Annotated in this window: 21 protein-coding genes and 1 tRNA gene; 3 read left to right on the top strand and 19 right to left on the bottom strand. The window is 67.9% G+C overall.

The window, feature by feature from the left end:
• Nucleotides 1-64 precede the first annotated feature (64 nt).
• Nucleotides 65-2218: an AsmA family protein gene (locus tag ACR4XJ_RS01075; protein WP_434753467.1), complete on the bottom strand. Its 2154-nt coding sequence runs from the start codon at nucleotides 2216-2218 to the stop codon at nucleotides 65-67.
• A 233-nt stretch (nucleotides 2219-2451) separates the two neighbouring features.
• On the opposite strand from ACR4XJ_RS01075, the gene ACR4XJ_RS01070 reads away from it, so the two are divergent.
• Nucleotides 2452-4065, top strand: coding sequence for a cobyric acid synthase (locus ACR4XJ_RS01070; protein WP_434753466.1), 1614 nt, complete (start codon nucleotides 2452-2454; stop codon nucleotides 4063-4065).
• Between the two features lie 18 nt (nucleotides 4066-4083).
• Nucleotides 4084-5094: a hypothetical protein gene (locus tag ACR4XJ_RS01065; protein WP_434753465.1), complete on the top strand. Its 1011-nt coding sequence runs from the start codon at nucleotides 4084-4086 to the stop codon at nucleotides 5092-5094.
• Between the two features lie 104 nt (nucleotides 5095-5198).
• Here the strand turns inward: ACR4XJ_RS01065 and ACR4XJ_RS01060 are convergent, their stop codons facing one another.
• On the bottom strand, nucleotides 5199-5636 hold the full coding sequence (locus ACR4XJ_RS01060) for a hypothetical protein (RefSeq protein ID WP_434753464.1): 438 nt from the start codon (nucleotides 5634-5636) through the stop codon (nucleotides 5199-5201).
• A gap of 276 nt (nucleotides 5637-5912) precedes the next feature.
• Between ACR4XJ_RS01060 and ACR4XJ_RS01055 the strand changes: the two genes are divergently transcribed.
• On the top strand, nucleotides 5913-6155 hold the full coding sequence (locus tag ACR4XJ_RS01055) for a GlsB/YeaQ/YmgE family stress response membrane protein (protein WP_333504899.1): 243 nt from the start codon (nucleotides 5913-5915) through the stop codon (nucleotides 6153-6155).
• 48 nt (nucleotides 6156-6203) lie between these two features.
• Here the strand turns inward: ACR4XJ_RS01055 and ACR4XJ_RS01050 are convergent, their stop codons facing one another.
• From ACR4XJ_RS01050 to trmD, 17 genes are all read right to left on the bottom strand, one after another.
• Nucleotides 6204-6947 carry an OmpA/MotB family protein gene (locus tag ACR4XJ_RS01050; RefSeq protein WP_434753463.1) on the bottom strand — a complete coding sequence of 248 codons (744 nt, stop codon included), beginning with the start codon at nucleotides 6945-6947 and terminating at the stop codon, nucleotides 6204-6206.
• Nucleotides 6937-7692, bottom strand: coding sequence for a motility protein A (locus ACR4XJ_RS01045; RefSeq protein WP_434753462.1), 756 nt, complete (start codon nucleotides 7690-7692; stop codon nucleotides 6937-6939). The genes ACR4XJ_RS01050 and ACR4XJ_RS01045 overlap by 11 nt, the downstream gene beginning before the upstream one ends.
• A gap of 561 nt (nucleotides 7693-8253) precedes the next feature.
• On the bottom strand, nucleotides 8254-8997 hold the full coding sequence (locus ACR4XJ_RS01040; protein WP_434753461.1) for a DUF5677 domain-containing protein: 744 nt from the start codon (nucleotides 8995-8997) through the stop codon (nucleotides 8254-8256).
• A 547-nt stretch (nucleotides 8998-9544) separates the two neighbouring features.
• Nucleotides 9545-9637 (bottom strand) — tRNA-Ser (locus ACR4XJ_RS01035).
• Nucleotides 9638-9754: 117 nt separating this feature from the next.
• Complete coding sequence (gene argJ, locus ACR4XJ_RS01030; protein ID WP_434753460.1) at nucleotides 9755-10993, bottom strand: bifunctional glutamate N-acetyltransferase/amino-acid acetyltransferase ArgJ; 1239 nt, start codon at nucleotides 10991-10993, stop codon at nucleotides 9755-9757.
• 146 nt (nucleotides 10994-11139) lie between these two features.
• Entirely contained in the window at nucleotides 11140-13674 is a 2535-nt protein-coding gene (gene secA / locus ACR4XJ_RS01025) for a preprotein translocase subunit SecA (RefSeq protein WP_434753459.1), read from the bottom strand.
• A 308-nt stretch (nucleotides 13675-13982) separates the two neighbouring features.
• Nucleotides 13983-15392, bottom strand: coding sequence for a (Fe-S)-binding protein (locus ACR4XJ_RS01020; protein WP_434753458.1), 1410 nt, complete (start codon nucleotides 15390-15392; stop codon nucleotides 13983-13985).
• Nucleotides 15393-15422: 30 nt separating this feature from the next.
• Nucleotides 15423-16835, bottom strand: coding sequence for an FAD-binding oxidoreductase (locus ACR4XJ_RS01015; protein WP_434753457.1), 1413 nt, complete (start codon nucleotides 16833-16835; stop codon nucleotides 15423-15425).
• Nucleotides 16836-16951: 116 nt separating this feature from the next.
• Nucleotides 16952-17413: an SsrA-binding protein SmpB gene (gene smpB, locus ACR4XJ_RS01010; RefSeq protein ID WP_434753456.1), complete on the bottom strand. Its 462-nt coding sequence runs from the start codon at nucleotides 17411-17413 to the stop codon at nucleotides 16952-16954.
• 198 nt (nucleotides 17414-17611) lie between these two features.
• A complete protein-coding gene (gene ptsP, locus ACR4XJ_RS01005; RefSeq protein ID WP_434753455.1) occupies nucleotides 17612-19387 on the bottom strand; it encodes a phosphoenolpyruvate--protein phosphotransferase in 1776 nt (591 codons plus the stop codon).
• A gap of 3 nt (nucleotides 19388-19390) precedes the next feature.
• Nucleotides 19391-19687, bottom strand: a complete 297-nt coding sequence (locus tag ACR4XJ_RS01000; RefSeq protein ID WP_434753454.1) for an HPr family phosphocarrier protein — start codon at nucleotides 19685-19687, stop codon at nucleotides 19391-19393.
• A 133-nt stretch (nucleotides 19688-19820) separates the two neighbouring features.
• Entirely contained in the window at nucleotides 19821-20600 is a 780-nt protein-coding gene (locus ACR4XJ_RS00995; protein ID WP_434753453.1) for a PTS system mannose/fructose/sorbose family transporter subunit IID, read from the bottom strand.
• A gap of 89 nt (nucleotides 20601-20689) precedes the next feature.
• Entirely contained in the window at nucleotides 20690-21529 is an 840-nt protein-coding gene (gene rsmI, locus ACR4XJ_RS00990; protein ID WP_434753452.1) for a 16S rRNA (cytidine(1402)-2'-O)-methyltransferase, read from the bottom strand.
• Nucleotides 21471-21905 carry a YraN family protein gene (locus ACR4XJ_RS00985; RefSeq protein WP_434753451.1) on the bottom strand — a complete coding sequence of 145 codons (435 nt, stop codon included), beginning with the start codon at nucleotides 21903-21905 and terminating at the stop codon, nucleotides 21471-21473. Before ACR4XJ_RS00985 ends, rsmI begins: the two co-directional genes overlap by 59 nt.
• Nucleotides 21902-22681 carry a ribonuclease HII gene (locus ACR4XJ_RS00980; protein WP_434753841.1) on the bottom strand — a complete coding sequence of 260 codons (780 nt, stop codon included), beginning with the start codon at nucleotides 22679-22681 and terminating at the stop codon, nucleotides 21902-21904. The genes ACR4XJ_RS00985 and ACR4XJ_RS00980 overlap by 4 nt, the downstream gene beginning before the upstream one ends.
• Nucleotides 22682-22914: 233 nt before the next feature.
• Nucleotides 22915-23262 (bottom strand): 50S ribosomal protein L19, encoded by a 348-nt coding sequence (rplS, locus tag ACR4XJ_RS00975; protein ID WP_333504879.1) that lies wholly within the window; start codon nucleotides 23260-23262, stop codon nucleotides 22915-22917.
• 55 nt (nucleotides 23263-23317) lie between these two features.
• A complete protein-coding gene (gene trmD / locus ACR4XJ_RS00970) occupies nucleotides 23318-24613 on the bottom strand; it encodes a tRNA (guanosine(37)-N1)-methyltransferase TrmD (protein WP_434753450.1) in 1296 nt (431 codons plus the stop codon).
• Between the last annotated feature and the right edge of the window lie 10 nt (nucleotides 24614-24623).

Below are 24623 nucleotides of genomic sequence, written 5' to 3'. Positions count from 1 at the left end.
GGTGCCGCCCGGAACGCATGGCCCTTGCGGCGGGCGTGCGTTCCGGGCGGTTGTCGTTCCGTTGCTACTGCTTCTGGCCGGGCAGCAGGTTCCTGATGGCCCCGCCGATGCCCTTCACCGCCTCGCCGCCCTTTTCCACCGGGGCCTGGATGACGTTGCCCGCGCCTTCCAGGGTGTTTTGCAGCATCTTGGCCGGGTCAACCCCGTAGCTGGGCGAGTCCAGCGGGCCGCTGATCTTGATGGGTATCTTGGGCAGGCCGGTGACGTCGAGGGTGGCGGCGTAGTCCACCACGTTGCGGCCAAGGTCGGCCGTGCCCGCGCCCGTGGCGCCGATGCCCGGCGAGACGAACCTGAGGTCCCTGTTGCTGACCACGCCCTTGTCGGCGCGGATGGACGCGGTGAGGCTGTCGAACTTCTGGCCCGATGCCCCGGCCCGCCGGGATTCCGCGCCCTTGATGCCTTCGGGGATGATCTGGAAGCCGTGGATGGTGCCCTGGGTCATGGCCAGCGAGGCCGTGCCCGCCAGGGTGTGCTTGGCGGCGTTCCAGTCGTCGCCGGTGGCGGTGAGGTCGGTCTTCGCGTCGGTGCGGGCCGAAACGTGCCGCTTGCCCAGCGCGGCCTGCTGCAATTCGCCCACCTCCACTCCCTTCACGGTGCTGACGATGCGCGACTTCGTCGCTTCGGCGCGGGTGTCGGCGGTGATGTCGCCGTCCACGGAGCCGCCGCCCAGGTTCAGCTTCAGCGGGTTGATGCGCACCAGGCCCTTGTCGGCCACCAGGCGCACCAGCACGTTGGTCATGGGCACCTTGGAGGCGACGAGCCGCCCGGCCTTGAAGGTGGCGTCCACGTCGTAGGCGCGCAGGGCCTTCTTGGCCTCCGCCGCGCCGCCCTGCTGGGCCGCCTTGCCGCCCTGCGGGGCGGAGGCGGCCTTTTCCGGCGCTTTGCCCCCGCTCTGCCTGTCGCCTTCCGGGGGCAGGTAGCGGTCCACGTCGATGGCGTCCAGCGCCAGTTCCGCCCGGATCACCTGCACCGGGCCGGGCACGGCGGACGCCTTGCCCTGAATGGCGGTGTCATCCAGCTTGCCGGTGATGGAGCGCACGTCCACCTTGGCGGGCGCGGCCTGCACGTCCAGCGTGAGGTCCAGCGCTTCCAGCGCCTTGGGGTCGGCCGTACGGACGGGGGTGCCCAGCGCTTCCAGCGCCTTGCGCGGCGAACCGGCCAGGGTCAGCATGCCTTCGAAGGCCTGTGCGCCCAGCGCGGCGGTGCCGTTGGCGCCGACCTTCAGGGTGGGCGTGGACAGCGACAGCCGGGCGATGTCCAGCCGCTGCGGCACGGTGTGGAAGGTCATGTCGCCCGCCAGTTCCACCTTGCCGAGCCCGGCGGGGATCACGCCGCCCTTGGGGGTGAGGGTCACGGTCAGGCTGCTCACTTCCAGCACCGAGCCGCCCAGGTCGGACTGGACCTTGGCGGTGACGGAAAGGTCGGCCTCCATGTCCGGCTTCTGGCCGGACATGGCTACGGTCAGCCTGATGTCGGCGGGGTCGCCGCCGGGAGCCAGGCCGTTGACGTCCACGTTCAGGTCGCGGGCGCGGAACTGCTGTCCGGTGGGCAGGTCGCGGAAGGACAGCGAGGCCCCGTTCACCGACAGGGTGTCCACGGCCACGGCCAGGGGTGCGCCGCCGGAACTGCCAGAGTTGGCGGAACCGGATGCCGGGGGCTGGGCCGGTTGTGCGCCGGGTGTGCCGGTTGCGCCGGACGCGCCGGACGTGCCGGGGGTCTGGCCGGGCTTGGCGAAGTCCCAGTTGGTCCGGCCGTCGGCGGCGCGCACCAGGTTCAGGTGCGGCCCGTCCAGGATCAGTTCCGCCACCTCCACCCGCTTGGACAGCAGCGGCATGAAGGCCACGCGCAACCCGCCGCCCTTGATGCGCAGGAAGACGTCGTCGTCGCCCGCCGGGGAAGACGGGGGGGACGGACTGGGGAAGTCCGGCGGGTTGCCGAGGTGCATGGGGCCGAAGGCGATGCCCAGCCACGGGAAGAAGGACAGCGAGAGGTCGCCGTCGAAGACCAGTTCGCGGCCGGTGGCCGAGCGCGCGGCGTCGGCGATGCGGCCCTTGTAGTCGTTGGGGTCGATGGTCGCCACCACGATGGCGACGGCCGCCGCGGCAAGGATGACCAGGGCGCCGATGGCGGCGGCCACGAGTTTGAGCGTTCTGTTCATGGCGGTGCTCCCGGTTTGGGGTTGCCGAAGAGGACAGCGGACGCGGGCCGGGGCCGCGCGGACACGGCGGCGGAAGAAGGAAAGCCCGAGCCTTCCCTAAGGATAACCCACCGGGGATGTTGGGGCAAGGCATGGAGGTAAATCGGGGGCGTCCGCGGATCGGGGAGCGGGACCGGACGCTCTGGCGGACCGGTCCGATTCGCGCTAGACCTTGGCCCATGAGTTCCGTCACCATGCCCCCCGCAGCCGTCTCCCGCCCGCCCGCCCCCCGCCCGCCCGCGCTGATGGTGCAGGGCACCTGCTCCAACGCGGGCAAGAGCATCCTTGCCGCCGCGTTCTGCCGCATCTTCCTGCAGGACGGCCTGCGCGTGGCCCCGTTCAAGGCGCAGAACATGGCGCTCAATTCCTGCGTCACCCCCGACGGCCTGGAGATGGGCCGGGCGCAGGCGGTGCAGGCGGCGGCCTGCCGTCTCGACCCGGACGTGCGCATGAATCCGGTGCTGCTGAAGCCCTGTTCCGACGTGGGCTCGCAGGTCATCGTCATGGGGCGTCCGGTGGGCGTCATGCGAGTGCGTCAGTACGTGGACTACAAGCCACGGGCGCGCGATGCGGCCTTTGCCGCCTACGACAGCCTGGCGGCGGAGCACGACGTGATGGTCATCGAGGGGGCGGGCAGCCCGGCGGAAATCAACCTGAAGGCCCACGACATTGTGAACATGGCCATGGCCCGCCACGCCGGGGCGCGGGTGCTGCTGGTGGGCGACATCGACCGGGGCGGGGTGTTCGCGGCGCTGGTGGGCACCATGGAACTGCTGGACGGCTGGGAGCGCGACCTGGTGGCGGGCTACCTGCTGAACAAGTTCCGGGGCGACGCCAGCCTGCTGGACCCGGCGCTGGACTTCATGAGGGAACGGACCGGCCGTCCCGTGCTGGGCGTGGTGCCGCACCTGCGCGACCTGGGCCTGCCGGAAGAGGATTCCGTGACCTTCAAGGAAGGGCTGCCGGGCCTGCGGGACGGCGGTGTGGAGGGAGAAGGCGGCGGCGATGCGCTGGACATCGTGCTGGTGGACTTGCCGCACATCAGCAATTTCACCGACGTGGACGCCCTGCGCGGAGAGCCGGACGTGCGGCTGCGCGTGGCCCGCGTCCCGGCGGACCTCGCGGGATCGGCCGGACCGGGGGGGCGTTACCCGGATGCGGTGATCCTGCCCGGCAGCAAGAACACCACCGGCGACCTGCGTGCCCTGCGCGCCTCGGGCATGGCCGGGGAGTTGGCGCGCCTTGCGCGCGACCCGGACGGGCCGGTGGTGGCGGGCATCTGCGCCGGGTTGCAGATGCTGGGCCTTTCCGTGGCCGACCCGCTGGGGCTGGAAGGCGGCGGGCGCGAGCAGGGGCTGGGCCTGCTGCCGGTGCGCACCGAACTGGCGGCGGAAAAGACCCTGCGCCGCACGGCCGGGGTGCACCCGCACAGCGGCCTGCCGGTGGCCGGGTACGAGATCCGGCACGGGATAACCGTTGGAGAGGAGGGGGGAGGGGCCGGTGACGCGGGAGACCCGGAAGACGCGCGCGTCTTCCTGCTGCGCGAGGACGGCGGTGCGCTGGGCTGGTCCGTCGGAACCGGGCCACGGGAGCGGGTGTGGGGCACCTCGCTGCACGGGGTGTTCGACGCGGACGGCTTCCGCAGGCATTTTCTGGACGGGTTGCGCGCACGCCGGGGGCTGGCTCCGCTGGGCCGGGTGGTGGCCCCCTATTCGCTGGACCCGGCGCTGGACCGGCTGGCCGACGCCGTGCGCGCCGCCGTGGACATGGACGCCATTTACGGTATGCTGGGCTTGGCGCGGGCCTGATGCCGAAAAGGAGAGGCGATGTGTACTGACGGAGAGAGACGGGCTGCGGCGCGGGCCATGCCGGATGGTTGCGGCCGGATTTCGCGCCTGGCGGCCCGGTGCCTGCTGGCGTGCCTGCTGACGGGGCTGCTGGCGGCCCTGTCTGCCGTGTCCGCCGTGGCAGCCGAATTTTCCGAATCCCCCGCTCCCGCCCCCGTTCTCTCCATCGGCCACATGCCGAATTTCGGCGACCAGCCCGCCACCGAAGGGGCCAGTGCCCTGTACGCGGAGGCGGTGCGCGTGCTCTCGCAGGTGCGCAGCACCCGCTACACCGGCAACTACGTGGTGGACGAGGAGACCGGCCGGTTCGAGCTGAACTGTTCCGGCTTCCTGTCCATGCTGCTGTACGAGGTGAACCCCTCGGCGCTGGCCACCGTGGACCGCAGCGGCAAGCACTACCGCCCCCGGGCCGAGGACTTCCACCGCAGCATCCTGCGCGCCGGACCCAAGGGCGACGGCACGGGCTGGCTGCGGCTGGAGCGGGTTTCGGACCTGCGCCCCGGCGACGTGGTGGCGTGGCTGCGGCCCGCCGAACGCAGCGCCAGCTCCGCCACCGGCCACGTCATGGTGGCGCTGGGCGGTCCACGCTCCAACCCGGCCCGGCCCGGCGAGGTGCTGCTGCCCGTGGCCGACTGTACCCTGAGTCCGCACGGCGACCTGGCCGCCATACGCGAGGCGGGCAGCCCCGAATTCGAAGCCGCGCGGCCCACGCAACCGGCGATGGAACCCGTGCCGGGCGCCACCCTGGGGCAGCCCCGGACGCCGGAGGTGGAGGCCCCCCCGGCCATTGCTCCCGGCATAGAGCGGGGCAGCGCCGCATGGCTTGCCGCACTGCCCAGGGACACGCGAGAGCCGGGCATCGGCGGCGTGGGCACCGGGGTCATCGGCCTGGCCACCGACGCCACCGGCCACCCCGTGGCCTACTGGTGGCGGGGCGGTGTTTCGCGGCACCGGCTGGTGACCTCCATCATGCTCGGCCGGCTGGAATAGCCGGCCCGGCCGGGGCGGGACTGTTCCCGCGCTTCCGGTCAGGCCGTCTTTCCATTCCCCGGCCTCGCGTCCGGGCGTCCGGAGCCCCTCCGGCTCGATTCCCGCTATTTGGCCAGTTCGTCGGCCTTCTTGCGCAGGTAGTCGCCAAGATCGTTCATGGCCGCCTTGGCCTTGAACAGGTTGAGTTGCAGCGCATCGGTAAAGCCCAGCACGTTGGCCCCCTCCTTCAGCGGCGTGGACGACTGGCCGAGGGTGGCGTGCTTCAGGCGGCCGCCTTCCACCACGAACACCGTGGTGTCCACCATGTTGCCCACGAATTCCTTTTTCACGTCCACGGTGAGCACCACGTTGTTGCCCTTCAGTTCGCGCTTGGTGATGTCGCCCATCACCGATTCGCCAAGGTATATCCTGTCGTCCTTGATGTCGGGCACGGCGTCGAACACCACCCGGTAGTCGTTCTCGAACAGCCCGAGCACGGCGTGGGCGCTGGTGGCCGCGCCCGGCAACAGCAGCAGGGCGAAGACAAGCATGAGGGTGCGCATGGGAACCTCTCTTCACGGTTGGGTGACGGTTGCGGATGGCGGGCGCGCCGGGCGCGGAGACCGGGACGCGGTATCCGGCAAGGCCCGGCACGGTACTGCCCGCAGCATACACCCCCGCACGCGTCGCGGGCAACCACATGTCCCCGCCGGGCGCGGAAACATCCCGCACCCTCGCGCGGGGGGCAGACATTTTTCCGGGCTGCGGGTACCATGGAAGGAGCAACCCCGGCGGGCGCCGCTGCCGCGCGCCCCCGAACACAACGGGAGGACACATCCATGGGCATCATCTGGTTTCTGCTGCTGGGCGCGCTGGCTGGCTGGCTGGCCGCCAAACTGATGCAGGGGCGCGGCTTCGGCTTTCTGGGCAACATGGCCGTGGGCGTGGTGGGCGCGGTGCTGGGCGGTTTTCTGTTCCGCATGGTGGGCGTGCACGGCGGCGGCATGACCGGATCGCTGGTCACCGCCGTGGTGGGCGCCATCGTGCTGCTGTTCCTGGTGGGCCTGATAAAGCGGAACTGATGCGGCGTGGCGCGCGCGGCCCGCGGCATTGCCCGCAGGCCGCCGCCGCTACTTGTTGTCGCGCATGATCTGCCTTTCCAGCACGAATTCCACGCGGCGGTTCCTGGCCCGGTTCTCTTCCGTGGTGTTGGGGAACAGCGGGTTCATGTCCGCAAGGCCGGTGGCGGTGATGCGGTGCGGGTCTATGCCCATGTCCAGCAGGGTGCGCAGCACGTTGATGGCCCGGGCGGAGGACAGGTCCCAGTTGTCGCGGAACCGTCCGCCCGGAGCGGTAGGCGAACTGTCGGTGAAGCCGCGCACGTTGATGTCCTGGTCGGGGTGGCGCACGAACAGGTCGTACATGTGCTGCAACAGCTTGCGGCCTTCCGGCGTGATGGAGTCGTTGCCCGGCTCGAACAGCACCCCGGCGGGCATGTTCAGGGTGATCTTGCCGTCCTCGCTGCTGCCGGTGAGGATGTCGCTCATGCCGCGCGACTGCGCGAACAGCCGTACTTCCGCGTAGAGCCGGTTCTGGGCTTCCACCAACTGGCGGCGGTACATCACCTCGTCCACCACGCTGCCCACCTTCTCGTCCTTCAGGCGCACGATGCGCGAGCCTTCCCCCACGCCCAGGGCCTGCTGCACCGAGTTGATGGAGTCGGAGAACATGCCCTTTTCCACCGAAGACATGGAAAAGAGCAGCACGAAACAGGCCAGCAGCAGCAGGGACAGGTCCGAGGTGGTGATCAGCCAGATGGCGTGGTCGTCGCCATCGGATTCCATGGCCTTCTGGCGTTCCTTTCTATCGAGCATAGCGGCGCTCCTTGGGGGACAGGAACGAGGACAGCTTTTCGTAGACCAGGCGCGGGTTGTTGTTTTCGAGGATGCACTTGGCCCCCTCGAAGATGATTTCCAGCCGGTGCACCTCAAGCTGGGTGCGCGCGGCCAGCTTGCCCGCGATGGGGGTGAGGATGAGGTTGGAGAGCATGGCCCCGTAGAATGTGCAGATCATGGCCACGGACATGGACGGGCCGATGCTCTTGGGATTGTCGAGGTTGGCGAACATCTGCACCAGGCCGATCAGCGTGCCGGTAAGGCCCAGCGAAGGGGCCAGCAGGCCCAGCCGCTTGAACACGTTCTGGGCCACCGAATGGCGCTTGCACAGTGAGGATATCTCGATCAGCAGCGAATCCTTGATCAGTTCCGGCCCGGCGTTGTCGGCGATGAGCATGCACGCCTTCTTGAGCACCGCGTCGTTGGTGTGCACGTGCTCCAGGGCCACGATGCCCTCGCGGCGGCTCAGTTCGGCGATGCGCACCATGGTGTTCACCACGTCGGCGTCGGAGAATTCGCGCATCATCAGCGTTTTGGATGCGGCGCGAAATGCCTGAAGCACCTGGTTGAGCGGAAAGTTTATGCAGATGGCCGCCAGCGAGCCCCCCACCACGATCATGAAGGCATGCAGGTCCACGAACAGCCATATGGAACCGCCGCCCATGATGGCCCCGAAGACCATGGCAAGTCCGACGATGAGGCCGAAAAGGGTTGCGATGTCCATGCGCCGTACTCCGGAGTGGCGTTAACGTGTGGTGAAAGCGTATACATTCTGCCGGTTGGCGTGCAGGGGCGGCCATGGGGCGCTGCCGATGCAACGTTCTGCCAAGGCGCGGAGATGCGAAAGCTTTTGCAGGGAGGTACGCTGCGTACGTGTTGTCCGCACGGAAGGGGGCATTGTGCCGCGCTGCGCCTGGCATGAACCCATGCCTGTTGCAGGTTGGTGCATTTCACGTGGAAATGCAAGCAGGTGGAATGGCGGGGTGAAGGGAACACCCCGCCTGGGCTGGCTTTTCATGCGCCTGCCGCGTGCGGGGGACGCCGGAGCGGGAGGAGTATCCCCCGGAACCGTGCGGGGCCGCCCACCCTGTGCGGGGCGGTGGCAGCACGCGAAAAGGGTCACGGTGTGCACCGTGACCCTTTGTCGTCTGGCGGAGAGGGAGAGATTCGGCAGTTCGGATACGTTTCCTGCCGAACTCACCGATTTTCTTCAGGTCCGTCGAAGGGCCTAGAGAGCGTTTGTAGCAGGGGGGTGTATCCGGGGCAAGCAAAGGGATGCTTGTATTTAACTTGACGTTGCTGGCTTGAGTCCTTTGAAAATACTGTGCATTTCGTCACGCGTCTGGACCATGAGCAAAGACACAAGTGATAGACATATAGTAATATAATCCTCTTCTATCTCGCTATGTACACCTCTTCCGCGTTCTTGAGAATCCATTCGGTAGTATGCCATTGGCAGTCCGTGTACTTGGGCAGAGAATAGGCGAAACGCCCATCGATAAGTTTTCTTTTCAAAACCAGCAAGAGCAGCAATGTCTTCTAGTTTGTGAATATATGCTTGTTTTCCTTTCAAGATCTCTGCTTGTATCTTTTTGTCAAGCGATAAAAAGTAGTTGTTTTTATTTAGTCTTTCTCGAAGGTCTTCCATCATATTTTTGTGGTATGCGGCATCTTTTGTAGCGATCGGGTTGTCCTTAAACAGAAGATATCTGCTTCGGCAGTCATGAAGATTTAGTATGTTCCATCGGCATTCCCATTCATCATTGCTTATTTCTTCATAGCATATATAATGAAATGCTAGTCTTATTTCAAGGATAGACCGAGCAAGTACAGCTATGCTGGCATAGTCCCAGTGTGGTATATTTATTTGATATAGTGGAGAGTGTGGTACAAGCATTGATATGCTCACACCACGTGTGCAAAGTGTCGTGAATAAAACTGAAGCATAGAAATGCCTTCCAGTCGGCGATTTGATTCCAGCATAATCTCTGGAAACAGAGATGCATTCGCGGATAATGTTGTCAAGCATGTTCACTCGATCAAGATAGTCTCCGGACGGGGATTTTTTCGGCATAGCATTTTACCACGCGTTGTTATGTTAGGCGTCTCATGGTGTTGAGTATGCTGGATGCATGCCACTTACCACCCCGAGGGGCGGCAACACAACGACGGTTTCAGCTCTTCGGCTATCCCTTTGGCCGAGGTGATCTTTGATGCCTGGATGGACTTGACGAGGGGCCGAAGCCCTGTGCCCGTGCGTCGGCGTTCTGCTTTACGGCGTCCACTCCGGCGGCATTGCCGTATTCCCGGAGGTGTGCCGCCCCGGTGGGGCACCCCAGCTTGCCCCCTCGCTCTTTGGCTTCGGCGAGGGCGGCCTTGGTCCGGGATGAGTGGCCTTCCGTTCCTCCCGTGCAACGAGGGCCATGATGCCCACGGTCAACTCGTTAGCGTTCGGCATGTCGGCGGCCACGAAGGACTCCCGGCTTGTGTAAGTTCGATTCATGATGCCAACAGAAGGAAAACATAGTGAATTAATACGAAAAGGGTCACGGTTTGCACCGTGACCCTTTGCCGTCTGGCGGAGAGGGAGAGATTTGAACTCTCGATACAGGTTTTGCCCGTATACTCCCTTAGCAGGGGAGCGCCTTCGGCCGCTCGGCCACCTCTCCGTTGTCGCGCGGACAAGCCGCGCGAGAAAGCGTGTGTACCCGGTTGGCGGGCGCGCTGTCAAGCACGCGGGCCAGATTCATGGGGCGGACCCCATGGCGGGGCGGTGCCGCCTGCCGCTAGCTGCGGTAGTCGGCGTTGCAGCTGACGTAGTCGTGCGTCAGGTCCGAGGCCAGCAGGCGGTAGCTGCCCGGCCCGTTGCCCAGCATGATGTTGACCACGATGTCGCGCCCGGCCAGCGGCTCCTTGAGCAGGGCGTCGAAGTCCAGGTTGGTGGGCTGCCCGCCCCGGAACAGTTCCACCCCGCACAGGGACACGATGACCGCCGCCGGGTTGAAGACGGCCCCGCTGCGGCCCAGCGCCGCCACGATGCGGCCCCAGTTGGCGTCGCGGCCGTACATGGCCGTCTTCACCAGTTGCGAATGGCCCACGGTGCGCGCGGCCAGTTCCGCGTCGGCGTCGTCGCGCGCGCCCGCCACGTTGATGTGGATGACCTTGGTGGCCCCTTCGCCGTCCTTCACCAGCATGTAGGCCACCTCGCCCAGCACGCCGGTAAGCGCCGCGCCCAGCACGGCCAGGTCCGCGCCGCGCGCGGCCACGCCCGAAGCGCCGTTGGCAAGGCCGAACACGGTGTCGTTGGTGGAGGTGTCGCCGTCCACGGTCACGCGGTTGAAGGTGGCGTCCACCGCGTCGCGGAACAGGGCCTGCCAGGCGGCGGGCTCCACGTCGGCGTCGCACAGCACGGTGGCCAGCATGGTGGCCATGTTGGGGCAGATCATGCCCGCGCCCTTGGCCATGCCCGCCAGGGTCACCGTGCCGCCGGAAAGCTCCACCGTGCGCGAGGCGAACTTGGGGAAGGCGTCGGTGGTCATGATGGCCCTGGCGAAGTCTTCCGGCCCCTTCTTGCCAAGGTCGGCGGCCAGGGCGGGCGCGGCGGCGGCCCACAGGTCCATCTTCAACTGCGCGCCGATGACGCCCGTGGACGCGGGCAGGATGTCCTGCGGCGCAAGGCCGGTGGCGGCGGCCACCAGTTCCAGCGTGGCGCGGCAGTTGGCGAGGCCCTCGTCGCCGGTACAGGCGTTGGCCTGGCCGGAATTGATCAGCACCGCGCGGGCCTTGGGCGCGCGGGCCAGAATGTCGCGCGCCACCAGCACCGGGGCGGCCTGGAACAGGTTCTTGGTGAACACGGCGGCAGCCACGGCGGGGGTGTCGCTGACCGCCAGGGCCAGGTCGTCGCGCCCCGACTTGCGGAACCCGGCGCCCGTGGTGGCGAAGCGGAAGCCCTTGGGAGCCGCGCAGGTGGCGGGGACTTCCTGAGTGGTGGCCGGGGTGTCGTTACTGGCCCTGTTCGGTTGCATGGTCGGCTCCGTGTTCGGCCCGTCGGGCCGGTTGGCGGGTGCGTGGGGTGCCCGCCGTGCGTATTACGGGCAAGTCCCGGAAAAGTGAAGGGCGGCGCGGGAACTCCCGCGCCGCCCCTGTGTGTGCGACAGTGCCGTGGGGCGCGTTACGCGCCGCAGCACTTCTTGTATTTCTGGCCGCTGCCGCAGGGGCACGGGTCGTTGCGGCCGACTTTGGGCTCGGCTCGTCGCTCGGGCGTTGCGGACGGGGTTTCCTTCTGCGCGCCGGAATAGTTCAGGCTCTTGGGCTCTTCCTTGTGCTTGAATTCCTGCTTCAGTTCTTCCTGCGGCACCTGCTCCTCGCGCTGGATGCGCAGGCGGGTCAGGGCGCGGAACAGGTTTTCGCGCACGCGGAACAGCATGTCCTGGAACAGCGAGAAGCCCTCGCGCTTGTATTCCTGCTTGGGGTCGCGCTGGCCGTACCCGCGCAGGCCGATGCCGTCGCGCAGGTGGTCCATGTTCAGCAGGTGTTCCTTCCAGCAACGGTCCACTTCCTCCAGCAGGAAGAAGCGCAGGATGTCGCGGTACACCTCGCCGGTGTCGCGCTTCAGTTCTTCCAGTATGGACAGCACGGCCCCGCGCGCGGTTTCGCGGTCGGGCAGGTTGCCGTCGGCAAGGGGCAGCACGCGGGTGATGTTGAACACGTCGCGCAGGCGGGCCATGGCGTAGGCCTTGGCGTCGTCGCCCTCGCCGCCCTTGCCCTGTTCCACGTCGCCGTAGATCTCGTCGAACAGGTCGTCCATGAATTCGAGGGCGGTGTCTTCGAGGTCCGCCTCCATCATGGTCTCGCGGCGCAGGGTGTAGATGACCTCGCGCTGCTGGTTCATGACGTTGTCGTAGTCCAGCAGCGTCTTGCGGATTTCGAAGTTGTGGCCTTCCACGCGCTTCTGGGCGTTTTCGATGGCGCGGCTGACCATGCGGTTCTCGATGGGTTCGCCTTCCTCCATGCCCAGCTTCTGCATCAGGCCGGAGATGCGGTCGGACCCGAACAGGCGCATCAGGTCGTCTTCCAGCGAAAGGTAGAACCGCGACGAGCCGGGGTCGCCCTGGCGGCCGGAGCGGCCGCGCAACTGGTTGTCGATGCGGCGGCTTTCGTGGCGTTCGGTGCCCAGGATGTGCAGGCCGCCCAGTTCGCGCACGCCTTCGCCCAGCACGATGTCGGTGCCTCGGCCCGCCATGTTGGTGGCGATGGTGACCTTGCCGCGCTGGCCCGCCTGGGCCACGATTTCGGCTTCCTGCTCGTGGTGCTTGGCGTTCAGCACGTTGTGCGGCACGCCCGCCTTCTTGAGCATGGCCGAAAGCAGTTCCGACGTCTCGATGGAGATGGTGCCCACCAGCACCGGCTGGCCGCTCTGGTGCAGTTCGCCGATGGCGGCCACGATGGCGTCGAACTTTTCGCGGCGGGTGCGGTAGATGGAATCCGGGTAGTCGCGGCGGACCATGGGCTTGTTGGTCGGGATGGTGATGACCTGCAACCCGTAGATCTGCTGGAATTCCACGGCCTCGGTGTCGGCCGTGCCGGTCATGCCCGCCAGCTTCTTGTACATGCGGAAGTAGTTCTGGAAGGTGATGGAGGCCAGCGTCTGGTTTTCCGCCTCGACCTTCACCTTTTCTTTGGCTTCCAGCGCCTGGTGCAGCCCGTCGCTGAAGCGGCGGCCCGGCATGAGGCGGCCGGTGAACTCGTCCACGATGACCACCTGGTCTTCGGGGGTGACGATGTAGTCCACGTCGCGCCGGAACACGTGGTGGGCCTTCAGGGCCTGCAACACGTGGTGCTGGAAGGTGATGTTGCCGGGGTCGAACAGGTTGTCGATGCCCAGCAGTTCTTCGCATTTCGCCACGCCCTCGTCGGTGAGGGTGGCGGTGCGGGCCTTTTCGTCCACGGAAAAGTGGGTTTCGGCCGAAAGCCTGGGGATGATGTCGTCCACGCGGCGGTAGAGGCCGGTGGAATCCTCCGACGGGCCGGAGATGATCAGCGGGGTGCGCGCCTCGTCGATGAGGATGGAGTCCACTTCGTCCACGATGGCGAAATTGTGTTCGCGCTGCACCAACTGGTGCGGGTAGAACTTCATGTTGTCGCGCAGGTAGTCGAAGCCGAATTCGTTGTTGGTGCCGTAGGTGATGTCGGACCCGTAGGCGGCCTTGCGCTCCTCGTCGGTCAGGCCGTGCACGATGACGCCCACGGACAGACCCAGGAAGCTGTACAGGCGGCCCATCCACGCGGCGTCGCGTTTGGCCAGGTAGTCGTTGACGGTGACGACGTGCACCCCGAGCCCGGAAATGGCGTTCAGCACCACGGGCAGGGTGGCCACCAGGGTCTTGCCTTCACCGGTCTTCATTTCGGCGATGCGGCCTTCGTGCAGCACCATGCCGCCCACCAGCTGCACGTCGAAGTGGCGCATGTTCAGGACGCGCCTGCCCGCCTCGCGCGTCAGCGCGAAGACTTCGGGCAGCAGGTCGTCCAGGCTGCGGCCGTTCTGGGCCTGTTCGCGGTATTCGGCCAGGCGCGCCGGAAAGTCTTCGTCGGCAAGGGCCTGCATCTGCGGCTCAAGGGCGTTGATGGCCTCGACGCGGGCGCGGCAGCGCTTGATGTAGCGGTCGTTGGAAGAGCCGAAGAGGCTTTTGAACAGGATATCGAACATTCCTTCTCCCGAAAGATGGAGGCGGTGGGAACGCGGGGCGGCCAGGGCCGGTTGCCGCGCGGAAGGCCCCGCGCGGGGCGGGGCTGGCGATGGCCGCAAGGGCGACGTGCCGGGCGGGCCGCATGGCGCGGCGTCCGACGTGCGGCGGCGGAGCGGAAAACATGGGCCGCGCGGCGGGTGGCCGAACCCGTCTCAAATAAGTCAAATACCGTCTGTTGGCAATGCGCGCACCTTGAATTCACACGCAGTATTCCGGAATGACAGGGAATCGTGACGCATGCATCGCGCCGGGCAATGCCGGGGCGGGACTAGCCTTTCGGCAGGCCCACCACGTCCAGCCAGTGCAGCACGCGCACGTTGCGGGGCGCGGTTGCGGCCAGTTGCAGAGTGCAGCCGCTGCACCCGGTCAGTACGGTGACCTCCGGAGCCTGTGCGGCGTCGGGCGGGGCGGCTGGCGCGTTTGCCAAAGATGTCGGGGCGGACGCCGGGGGGGACGCCGGGCCAGATGTGGGGGAGGGCGCGAGGGAGGACGCGGCGGCCCGTTCCGGCAGCAGGGCGTTCCAGCAGGCATCGGCCACGGTGCGCGAAAGGTCGGGCGCGGCCAGTTGCAGCACGCCGCCCATGCCGCAGCAGTTCACCCCGCCGGGGGCGCGCATGCGGTCGCCCAACAGGGCGCGCAGCCACACCGCGTCGGGGTCCGTGCCCTTGCGGTGGCAGGGCTGGTGGTAGCGCACGGGCGCGGGGGCGCCGGGTTCGGGCAGGGCCGGGGCGTCACCGGTGACGCGGAACGCGGCCTCGCCCCACAACGTGGACAGGGAACGCAGGGCGGCGGTCCATGCCTCGCGCTCGCCGTCCTGCCAGTCGAGATCGGCGTGGCCGGGGTATTCGCCCAGACCGTGGTGGCAGGTGGCGCAGAAGGTGACCAGCAGCGGGCGGCCCGCGGCGCGCCAGGCGTCCAGGTTGCGGGCGCGGGCCGAGGCGGCGGCATCGGGGATGCCCGCGTGCTCCAGCGTGGAGCCGCAGCAGGTGAAGGCGTCCTCGTCGCCCTGAGCAGGCGCGGGGTGCCCCAGCCAGCGCAGCAGGGCGCGGGCCGTGTCCTTCCAGCGGGGGCGGATGCGCCGGGCGGTGCACCCGGCAAAGAGCATGGCCGGGGGACGGGCGGCCTCGCCGCGCGTTGCCTCCTGCGTTGCCTTTTGCGTCGCCTGATCCGCCACTATCCACGGGGCGGGCGGCGGCGGGGGCAGCATGGCGGCGGCGGAGCGAAGCATGTGCTGCACGCCTTCCGGCACCACCGCGCCGGGCACCACGCGGGTCGACCTAGAGATTTGGGCCAGCGCGGGCCACAGCAGGCGGCCGTGTTCGATCCACTGCTTCCACAGCCACTGCTGCCAGTTGGGGTGTCTGGCGCGCAGGGCGGCCAGCGCCTGCGGCACCGACAGCCCCTGCGGACAGATGGTCGCGCAGCGCCCGCAGGACAGGCAGCGGTCGGCCAGTTCGCGCGCGGGCTTCAGGCCCAGGCGTCCCGGCTCGTCGCGCAGGGCGGCGAACACCAGGTGCTTGGCGCGGGGCGAAAGTTCTTCCCGCCCGGTGGTCAGGAAGGCGGGGCACACGGCCGTGCACTGGCCGCACAGCAGGCAGGCGCGGGGCCGTTCGGGGGCGTCGCCGTGCGCGGTGTCGGCCGGTGTGGCCGTGGTTCTGGAAGTGGTGTCCGTGCTCATGATGTGTTGCCGCGTGGTGTGGGAGCGCCCCTAGTAGGCCTTGTCGGGATTCATGATCCCCAGCGGGTCGAAGGCGTGCTTCACCTGGCGCATCAGTTCCGTTTCCAGGGGCGAAAGTTGCAGGTGCAGGAATTCCTTCTTGGCCATGCCCACGCCGTGCTCGCCGGAAAGGGTGCCGTCCATGGACCGGACCAGGCGCATGACCTCCACGGTGGCGGCGTCGGCGCGGGTGACCTCGGCCTGGTCTGCCCCGTCGAACATGATGTTCACGTGGATGTTGCCGTCGCCCACGTGGCCGTACGTGAGGATGGGCAGGTCGTGGGCCTGAGCGATGGCCCGGATGCCGGTCAGCGCGTCCAGCAGGCGGCCGCGCGGCACGGCGATGTCCTCGCCGATCTTGTTGGGCCGCACCAGATATGATGACGGGCTGATGCCGCGCCGCATGGCCCACAGGGGGTCTTCCTCGTCGTGGCCCACCCCGTGGGCGGACCACACCGGCGGTTCGTTGCCGGGGGCGGCATCCGTGGTGTGCAGGGCGTCGTGCATGCGTCTGATTTCCAGCGGCAGCGATTCGCGGCTGCCGTCCAGGCGGATCAGCAGCGCGCCGCGCACAGAGTCGGGCCATGGGGGCGGCTGGCGGCGGGCCACGCAGTCCAGCACTTCCGGGCTCAGGAATTCCAGCGCCACCGGCAGGATGCCCGCGCGGAAGATGCGCCGCACCCCGTGCATGGCCGCCTCCATGGACGAGAACCCGGCCAGCAGGGTGGCCGTGGCCTGCGGCAGGGGCAGCAGCTTGAGCGCGATGCGGGTGACGATGCCCAGCGTGCCTTCCGAGCCCACGAACAGGCGGGTAAGGTCCAGCCCTACCACGTTCTTGTGGCAGCGGCCGCCGGGGCGCAGCACCCTGCCGCCGGGCAGCACCGCCGTGAGCCCCAGCACGTATTCGCGGGTGACGCCGTACTTCAGGGCGCGCATGCCGCCCGCGCAGGTGGCCACGTTGCCGCCGATGGTGGAAATGTCGATGCTGGCCGGGTCCGGGGGGTAGAACAGGCCGCGCGCCTCCACGGCGCGTTGCAGGTCGGAGGTGACCACCCCCGGCTCCACCTCGGCCACGAAGTCGTCGTCCGCGATGTCGAGGATGCGGTTCATGTGCAGCAAGGATACCACGATGCCCGGCCGGGTGGGCACGCACGCGCCTACCTGGTTGGAGGCGCGGCCCCGCGCGTATACGGGCAGGTGTTCCGCCTGGGCCAGGCGCAGCAGTTCCACCACCTGCGCTTCGGTGGTGGGGCGCACCACGGCCAGCGGAGTGCCCATGCGGCGGCCCGCGTCGGTGGCGAAGATCAGGGTCTGCTCCGGTGCGAGCAGCAGCGAATCGCCGGGAAAGATGTCCCGCAGGGAACGTTCCTGCGCGGCGGTGAGATGGGGGGCTTGCGTGGACACGAAAATATCCGGGGCTGATGCGGTTGGAGATTGGCTGAAAGATGGTCGGGGGGCAGGGAAAAGGGGAAACGGAAACGGCGGGGCGGCGGTGGCGGCGGCTTCGCCGTCACGGTTGCCTAGAAACGGGCCAGTTCGCGCTCCGTATCCCGGTCGGCGGCGCGGCGCTTCAGGTCCTCGCGCTGGTCGTGCAGCTTCTTGCCTCGGCCCACGGCTATTTCTACCTTCACCCGGCCCTTGCTGAAGTGCAGGTTCACCGGCACCACGGTCAGGCCCTTCTGCGCCACGCGCAAGGCCAGCGTGTCGATCTGCTTGGCATGCAGCAGCAGCTTGCGGTCGCGGTCGGGGTCGTGCTGGGCGTAGCCCGCGTTGTCGTACGGGGCGATGTGCAGTCCCACCAGGAAGGCTTCGCCGTTGCGGAAGTCCACGTAGCTGTCGCGGAAGTTCACGTGGCCCGCGCGCAGGCTCTTGACCTCCGAGCCGGTCAGCACGAGGCCAGCCTCCATGAAGTCGTCGAGTTCATAGAGGTGCCGGGCCTTCTTGTTCTGGGCGATGAGGGCGGGAGAGGGTTTCTTGCTCATATGTTTGGGGAATGTTCGTGCGGTTGCAGGCGCGCGGGGAGGGATGGGCCATCAGGGGGGATGGCGGCGGCAGCGGTGGCGAGGCGTGCGCCGGGCGCCGCGCGATGACATGGCGCGCAAGGGGTTTCAAGACCAGAAATCGGCGGGAATGGCAAGGGTTGGGGGGAAGGGGGCCCCCTTCGGGAAAGGCGTCAGCCCCTAATCGTCCTGGTCCAGCATGGACGAGAAGAAGGTCAATTCTTCCGGGAACCTGTTGTAGATCGTCTCCTTCACCATGCGGTTGATGGTCGAGACGGTGGACGCGCTCAGCACGTCGCGCAACAGTTCCTTGCACTCTTCCATGTTGGTGCGCCGCAGAATGTGCTTGATGCCCGGTATGGCCTGCGGGGCGATGGATATGGCGTCGATCTGCATGCCCAGCAGGATGGGCAGGCAGTACGGGTCGGACGCCACCTCGCCGCACACGCACACGGATATGCCCATGCGGTGGGCCGAATCCACCACGTACTTGATGGACCGCACGATGGCCGGGTGCAGCGGCTGGTACAGATAGGAGACGTGCTTGTTGCCCCGGTCGATGCCCAGCGAATACTGGATCAGGTCGTTGGTGCCGATGCTGAAGAAGTCCACTTCCTGCGCCAGCGCCTCGGAAATCAGCACGGCGGAGGGCAGTTCCACCATGATGCCCACGGGCATGTCCGGGTCGTAGGGCTGGCCTGCCGCGTCCAGTTCGGCGCGCACCTCGTTCAGGATGTGCTTGGCCTGCCGCAACTCGTGCAGCCCCGAGATCATGGGGAACAGCAGCGACGCGCTGCCGTGCGCGCTGGCCCGCAGGATGGCCCGCAACTGCCGCCGGAACACCTCCTGATGACGCAGGCAGAAGCGGATGGCGCGCAGGCCGAGGGCGGGGTTGGGCTCCTGCAACTGGCTCTGCTCGGCCAGCATCTTGTCCGCGCCCACGTCCAACGTGCGGAACACCACCCGACGGGGGGAAAGCAGGCTGGCCAGTTGGGCGTACTCTTCGTACAGCTCTTCTTCCGTGGGCGGGGTGCGGCGGTTCAGGAAGGCGTATTCGGTGCGGTACAGGCCCACGCCGTCGCCCCCGCCGTCCAGCACCTGGGGCACTTCCTCCACCAGTTCGATGTTGGCCTGCACGTCGATGCGGTAGCCGTCCAGGGTTTCCGCGGGCAGGGTGGACTGGCGGCGGATGGACTTCTGGTAGTTCTCGAACTGGTACTTGAGGTCGGTGTAGTCGGCCAGTTCCGCCTCGTCCGGGTCCACCAGGATGAGGCCGCGCAGGGCGTCCACGATGACCAGGTCGCCGTCGGCCACGGATTCCTCCAGCGACGAGACGCCGACCACGGCGGGAATTTGCAGGCTGCGCGCCAGGATGCCGGTGTGCGAGGTCTTGCCCCCTTCCGCCGTGGCGAAGGACATGATCTTGACCGTGGGCAGACCCATGGCGTCGGCCGGGGTCAGGTCGTGGGCCATGAGCACGATGCGCTCGTCCGGGGTGCGCAACGGCTCCGCGTGGCGGCCCACCAGACGGGCCTGGATGCGTTCCGCCACGGCGCGCACGTCCTGCACGCGCTCACGGATGTACGGGTCCTCGATGGCCGAGAACGCGGCGGCGATGGCGTCCACCGCCTGGTCCAGGGCCCATTCGGCGCAGATGTGGTGGTCGCGGATGCGTTGCGAGGCGGCGCGGATCAGCTTGGGATCCTGGCAGATCATCATGTGCGAATTGATGATCGCGGCGTGGTCGCGCAGTTCGGCGGGCACGTTGTCGCGGGCGCGGGCAAGGTCCTCGCGCACGTCGGCGGCGGCCTGCTCCAGGCGGGCCACCTCCGAATCCGCCGCGCCGGGCGGGATGATCTCGAACGAGACGCTTCTGCGGCGGCGGTTGGTGAAGAACGCCTTGCCGATGGAAACGCCCGCCGAAACGGCTATGCCCTGCAGAATTTCGCGCGCCACCGGCTACTCCTCGCGAAAGCGGTTGCTGAACAAGGCGGAAAGGTGTTCCAGGGCGTGGCGCGCGTCGGCGCCCACGCCGCGCAGGGTAAGGCGCGTGCCCTTGGCGGCGGCCAGGGAGAGGATGTCCAGAATGCTTTTGGCGTCCACCTCCATGCCATCCATGGCAAGAAAGAGTTCCGAGCCGAATTTCTGCGCTTCCTGGGCCAGGCGGGCGGCCGGTCTGGCGTGCAGGCCCTGGTCGTTGACCACGCACACCGTCACGGTAAGTCCTTCCTGCGTCTCTTCTATGGGTTCCTGCACGTCGTGTATCCTGTCGGCTATGGAGTCGTAAGGTTCGTGGTGCGGGCGGCGTCCAGAAATGTTGCCAGGGGCTGTTTCCAAATCAGGCTTGTTTTCCTTGTCAACGAACGAAAGGACAATTTGGAAACAGCTCCTAGAAGCCCCAGGGCATGGGCATCCAGTCGTCGGCCCAGGGCAGGGCGAAGGCCGCGGCGGTGGCGCAGGCGGCCAGAAAGATGCGCGAAACATGAAAGCGGCCGATCAGCCACGAGGCCAGCATGAGCAGCAGCGCGGACAGCGTCCAGCGCGTGGCGTGCTGGTGGTGCGGCCAGATCAGCCACAGCAGCCCCGCCAGCACCACGGCGTTGCACAGCTTCAGTTTTTCGCCCCAGTTGATGAGGTCCCACTGCTTCAGCCGTTGCAGCACCTTGAGCCCCTCGCGCAGGCCCGCCGCAAAGGTGAACAGCTTGAACACCTGCAACGAGACGAACAGCATCAGGCTCCACAGGAACGCCGCGCCGTTGTTGCCCGAAACCACCAGCGCGCAGGTGGTCAGCGACCAGAATACCAGCATGCTGCCGCCGAACACCGAATCGCCGATGGCCGACAGGGTGTACACGGTGGTGTCCTTGAGGCTGCGCAACACCTCTGCGGGAAAGGTTCCGCGCGCGATGCGCGCCTCCAGCGACAGGAAGGTGCCCACCAGCAGCGGCGCCCAGAACGGGTGGGTGTTGAAGTGGCGCAGGTAGCGCTTGCGCGCCTCGCGCCGGGCGCGCGGGTCGGGGTAGATGGCGGCCAGCCCCGGCTCCATGGCGAACACGATGCCGATGTTCTGGTGCCCCCGCGTGTTGAACGCCGCGCCCACGAGATACGACCGCAGAAAGCACAGCAGCAGGGTCTTGGCGTCGGGCATGGAGGGGGCGGGCGTGGGCATGGGGCACCGTGGCAAGGCCGTTGTCGTGTTGTCGCGTTGCGGGTTCGGCCGGATTCCGGGCCGGGGGCGCGTTCGCCGGGGAACGGTTCCTAGCGGTTGTCCTGCAACAGCTTGTAGATGTCCTTCACCGTCCAGCCACGGGTGGCCTCGTGCACCCGGCGGGCCAGTTCGCGCGGCTTTTCGCCGGGGGCGGCCCTGGCCTCGTCCGCCAGCAGGGCCAGCACGTCCGCGCGCGGGGTGGCGGTCACGGATTCCGGAGGACCGATGACTACCGTGATTTCTCCAAGCAATTCACGGGTCAGCTGCGCCCTGTTTTCCAACCGTAGAAGGATAAACTCCTCGTGGGGCTTGGTCAATTCCCGCGCGATGCAGCACTCGCGCGGGCCCAGCACGGCATGGGCGGCGTCCAGCGTATCGGCCAGCCTGTCCTTGCGTTCGAAAAACACCAGGGTGGTGCGCACGGCGGCGTATTCCGCGAACAGCCTTTCCACGTCGGACCGCTTGCGCGGCGGAAAGCCCAGGAAGGTGAACGGCTGCGGCGCGATGCCGCTGCCCGCCAGCGCCGTGACCGGGGCCGAGGGGCCGGGCAGCACCGAAACGTCGATGCCTTCGGCCCGGCAGGCGCGCACCAGCCGGAAGCCGGGGTCGGCCATGAGCGGCATGCCCGCGTCGGAGATGAGCGCGACGTGCGCACCGGCCCGCAACTCGTCGAGGATGCGCGGCAGGCGTTCTTCCTCGTTGTGGTCGTGAAAGCTCATGAACCGCTGGGCGGACATGCCGCAACGGGCGAACAACTGCCCGGCGCGCCGGGTGTCCTCGGCCAGCACCAGCGCGGCCTGGGTCAGCACTTCGCGGGCGCGGGGCGACAGGTCACCAGGGTTGCCAAGCGGCGTCGCCACCACCCAGAGACGCGGTGAGGTCGAAGGCATGGGGGTAGTGCTCCAGCGTCAGGGTTGCCCCGTCGTGCACCACGCACACGAGGTCGAAACGGCACGGCCGGTCCCAGGCGTCGTGGGCGGCCAGATACTGCCGGGCGGCGCGCACCAGCTTGCCGCGCTTGGCCGGGGTCAGCGCTTCGTCGGGCCGGGCGGGGCCGCTGGCGGCGCGGGTCTTCACTTCCACGAAGACCAGCGTGCCCCGGTCGTCGCAGACGATGTCCAGTTCAAGGCCGCCGTGCCGCCAGTTGCGGGCCAGCACCCGCAGGCCGCGTTTTGCCAGCAGCCGGGCCGCCGCCTCTTCGCCCCGCGCCCCAATGGTGGCGGTGGCGGATGGCGTGGCCGGGGGAGTGGCGCGGCGCGGGCTCACAGCAGCGACCCCTGGGTCTGCGGGGCATCCGGCCGCACCCCGCGAAAGGTGGCCCGGTGTTGCGGGCAGGGGCCCCGTTCGGCGATGGCCGCCATGTGCTCCGCCGTGCCGTAACCCTTGTGCACGGCAAGGCCGTAGCCGGGGTGGCGGCGGTCCAGGGCGGTCATGAGCCGGTCGCGGAAGGTCTTGGCCAGGATGGACGCGGCGGACACGGCCGGGACCAGCGCATCGCCCCCCACCACGGCGCGCTGCGCGGGCGCGGGGCAGACGGCGGCGTCGGGCGCGGCGCGGGCCGGGCAGGGCGGCTGCCCCGCGAACACGGCGTCCGGGATGGTCTTGTCGCCGTCGATGATCAAGGGGATACCGGACAGGGGGGGCAGGACCGCCGGATCGAAGCCGTACGGGCTTGAGCCGTCCCGGCCCGCATGGCCGGGGCGCAGGGCGCGCACGGCCCGCCACATGGCGTGGAAGGTGGCCTGCAATATGTTGATGCGCTCGATGTCGCGCGGCCAGACCACGCCCAGGCCCCAGGCCACGGCGTGCTGGCGGATGCGCGGGGCCAGGGCTTCGCGCCTGGCGGCGGTGAGCTTCTTGGAATCGGTCAGCCCGGCAAGGCCGGGCAGCAGGGCGGCCAGGGCGGCCGCGTCGGCGTGGGGGGGCAGGATGACGGCGGCGGCCACCACCGGCCCGGCAAGGCAGCCGCGTCCGGCCTCGTCTATACCGATGTATGGCGTTGCCGGCCCGATATACGGCGTGGCGGGGTGGGCGGGGGCCATGTCCGCCAGCAGCCCCTGGCGCATGCCGGGCGCGCCGTGCGCGGAACGCGCGCGGGGTGCGCTGGCGCGGCGGGCGGGCGGTGACATGCGGCCTCCTGCGGGTGGGGGGACAGGTGGAGCGGGCCGAAACGGAATGCGGAGCGTGACCGGCCTTGGAGCAGGGGGACGGGGGCGCGCCAACGAAAAAAGGGGGGACCGGCGTGCCGGACCCCCCTTGCATGAAGCAGTCTGGCCTAGAAGCGGTTCTTGGGCTTGATGCGGGCGGCCTTGCCCTTGAGTTCGCGCAGGTAGTACAGGCGGCTGCGGCGCACGCGGCCTTCGGTCACCAGCTCGACGTGGTCGATGAAGGGAGAGTGCAGGGGGAACACGCGTTCCACGCCCACGCCGTCGGACACCTTGCGCACGGTGAAGGTGCCGCCGGTGGTGCCGCGGTGGATGCGGATGACGTTGCCCTGGAACACCTGGATGCGTTCCTTTTCGCCTTCCACGATGCGCAGGTGCACCTTCACGGTGTCGCCGGACTTGAACTGGGGCAGGTCGAAGCGCAGGTGTTCGCCTTCGATTTTCTTGATGATATTCATGATCGTGTCTCCCTTGGACCGGAGTTTTTCGCTATCGTGGTCTCGCCGGTTTCGCCTAATAGCAGTCGCCGAGAATCCTGTCCATGATGATGGCGGCGGCGGTGCGCACCGAAAGGTGGTTGTACCCGTCCATCCACCGGACGGGCCGCAGGGTGCCGTCGCACGCCGCCGCGAGGTGCGGCGAGAGGCCGTGCCCGGTGCCGAACAGCAGCAGCACCGGACGTTCCGCGAGGACGGACCGCACCTGACCGAAGGTCGTGTCGCCCGCGCCGCGCGCGCTGGTGGTGATCACCAGGGGGCGCTGGCCCGTGCGGCGGGTGATGTCGTCCACCGCTTCCTGTACCGTATCTGCGCCGCGCACCAGCCCCAGCGCCTCGCCCCGGTCGGGGTTCGCCGCCAGGCCCGGCCCCTCCGTCCAGTGCCGGAGGATGCCGTCGAGCAGCCGCCGCTGATCTTCGATGGGGGTCACGATGTAATACCCGCCGAGACCATACGTGCAGGAACAGCGACCTATATCGTGAATGTCGAGGTTTGTCAAAGACACGGCCACCGATTTTTTTTCCTTGTTCAGCACCGGGTAGTGCACCAGCGCGCAATGCAGGTTGCGGCCGGGCCGTTCCACGGTTTCGGCGGCCTCGCGCCGCAGGAAGGCCATGTCGGTTTCGGTCAGCGGAGCCTCGGGCAAAAGTTCCGGGCGCAGGCGCAGGGTGGCCGCCAGCGACTGCTCGCGCCGCCACGCGGCGATGCGGCCGTGGTCGCCGGAACGCAGCACTTCGGGCACGGGCAGCCCTTCGAACACCTCCGGCCGGGTGTAGTGGGGGTATTCCAGCAACCCGTCGGAAAAGCTCTCGTCCTCGCCCGACTCCTCCTTGCCCATGAAGCCGGGGACGAGGCGCGCCACGGCCTCGATGACGTTCAGCGCCGCCGCCTCGCCGCCGTTGAGCACGAAGTCGCCCACGCACACCGGCTCGATGTCGAACAATTCCTCGATGCGCGCGTCGAACCCCTCGTAGCGGCCACACAGGATGGTCACGCGCTCTTCGCGGGCCAGTTCGCGGGCCATCCGCTGGGTGAAGCGGCGGCCGCGCGGGGCCATCATCAGGATGCGGCCAAGGGGGGCCTGTGCCTGCATGTCCCGCAAGGTGACGGCCAGCGGTTCGGGCAGCATGACCATGCCGGGGCCGCCGCCATAGGGGCGGTCGTCCACGGTGCGGTGACGGTCGGTGGCGGCGTCGCGCGGGTTGCGGAAGGAAAAGTCCACGGTGCCCGACTCGCGCGCCTTGGCCATGAGCCCGGCGGACAGGGGCGAGTCGAAGAATTCCGGGAACAGGGTGACGAGGGTGAAGTGCATGGCGGCTGCC

It is taken from the genome of Nitratidesulfovibrio sp. D1 (assembly GCF_051133415.1).
GTDB lineage: Bacteria > Desulfobacterota > Desulfovibrionia > Desulfovibrionales > Desulfovibrionaceae > Cupidesulfovibrio.
Note: the sequence above shows the minus strand (reverse complement) of the source record. Positions and strands in the feature narration are given on the sequence as shown.

Excerpts from the sequence above, each read along its gene's own strand:
- ACR4XJ_RS01075 (WP_434753467.1), bottom strand. The coding sequence starts at position 2,218 with ATGAACAGAACGCTCAAACTCGTGGCCGCCGCCATCGGCGCCCTGGTC.
- rplS (WP_333504879.1), bottom strand. The coding sequence starts at position 23,262 with ATGAATATCATCAAGAAAATCGAAGGCGAACACCTGCGCTTCGACCTG.
- secA (WP_434753459.1), bottom strand. The coding sequence starts at position 13,674 with ATGTTCGATATCCTGTTCAAAAGCCTCTTCGGCTCTTCCAACGACCGC.
- ACR4XJ_RS01060 (WP_434753464.1), bottom strand. The coding sequence starts at position 5,636 with ATGCGCACCCTCATGCTTGTCTTCGCCCTGCTGCTGTTGCCGGGCGCG.
- ACR4XJ_RS01070 (WP_434753466.1), top strand. The coding sequence starts at position 2,452 with ATGCCCCCCGCAGCCGTCTCCCGCCCGCCCGCCCCCCGCCCGCCCGCG.
- ACR4XJ_RS01040 (WP_434753461.1), bottom strand. The coding sequence starts at position 8,997 with ATGCTTGACAACATTATCCGCGAATGCATCTCTGTTTCCAGAGATTAT.
- smpB (WP_434753456.1), bottom strand. The coding sequence starts at position 17,413 with ATGAGCAAGAAACCCTCTCCCGCCCTCATCGCCCAGAACAAGAAGGCC.
- ACR4XJ_RS01050 (WP_434753463.1), bottom strand. The coding sequence starts at position 6,947 with ATGCTCGATAGAAAGGAACGCCAGAAGGCCATGGAATCCGATGGCGAC.
- ACR4XJ_RS01065 (WP_434753465.1), top strand. The coding sequence starts at position 4,084 with ATGTGTACTGACGGAGAGAGACGGGCTGCGGCGCGGGCCATGCCGGAT.
- trmD (WP_434753450.1), bottom strand. The coding sequence starts at position 24,613 with ATGCACTTCACCCTCGTCACCCTGTTCCCGGAATTCTTCGACTCGCCC.
- ACR4XJ_RS01020 (WP_434753458.1), bottom strand. The coding sequence starts at position 15,392 with ATGAGCACGGACACCACTTCCAGAACCACGGCCACACCGGCCGACACC.
- ACR4XJ_RS00980 (WP_434753841.1), bottom strand. The coding sequence starts at position 22,681 with ATGGCCCCCGCCCACCCCGCCACGCCGTATATCGGGCCGGCAACGCCA.
- rsmI (WP_434753452.1), bottom strand. The coding sequence starts at position 21,529 with ATGCCTTCGACCTCACCGCGTCTCTGGGTGGTGGCGACGCCGCTTGGC.
- ACR4XJ_RS01055 (WP_333504899.1), top strand. The coding sequence starts at position 5,913 with ATGGGCATCATCTGGTTTCTGCTGCTGGGCGCGCTGGCTGGCTGGCTG.
- ACR4XJ_RS01045 (WP_434753462.1), bottom strand. The coding sequence starts at position 7,692 with ATGGACATCGCAACCCTTTTCGGCCTCATCGTCGGACTTGCCATGGTC.
- ACR4XJ_RS00995 (WP_434753453.1), bottom strand. The coding sequence starts at position 20,600 with ATGCCCACGCCCGCCCCCTCCATGCCCGACGCCAAGACCCTGCTGCTG.
- argJ (WP_434753460.1), bottom strand. The coding sequence starts at position 10,993 with ATGCAACCGAACAGGGCCAGTAACGACACCCCGGCCACCACTCAGGAA.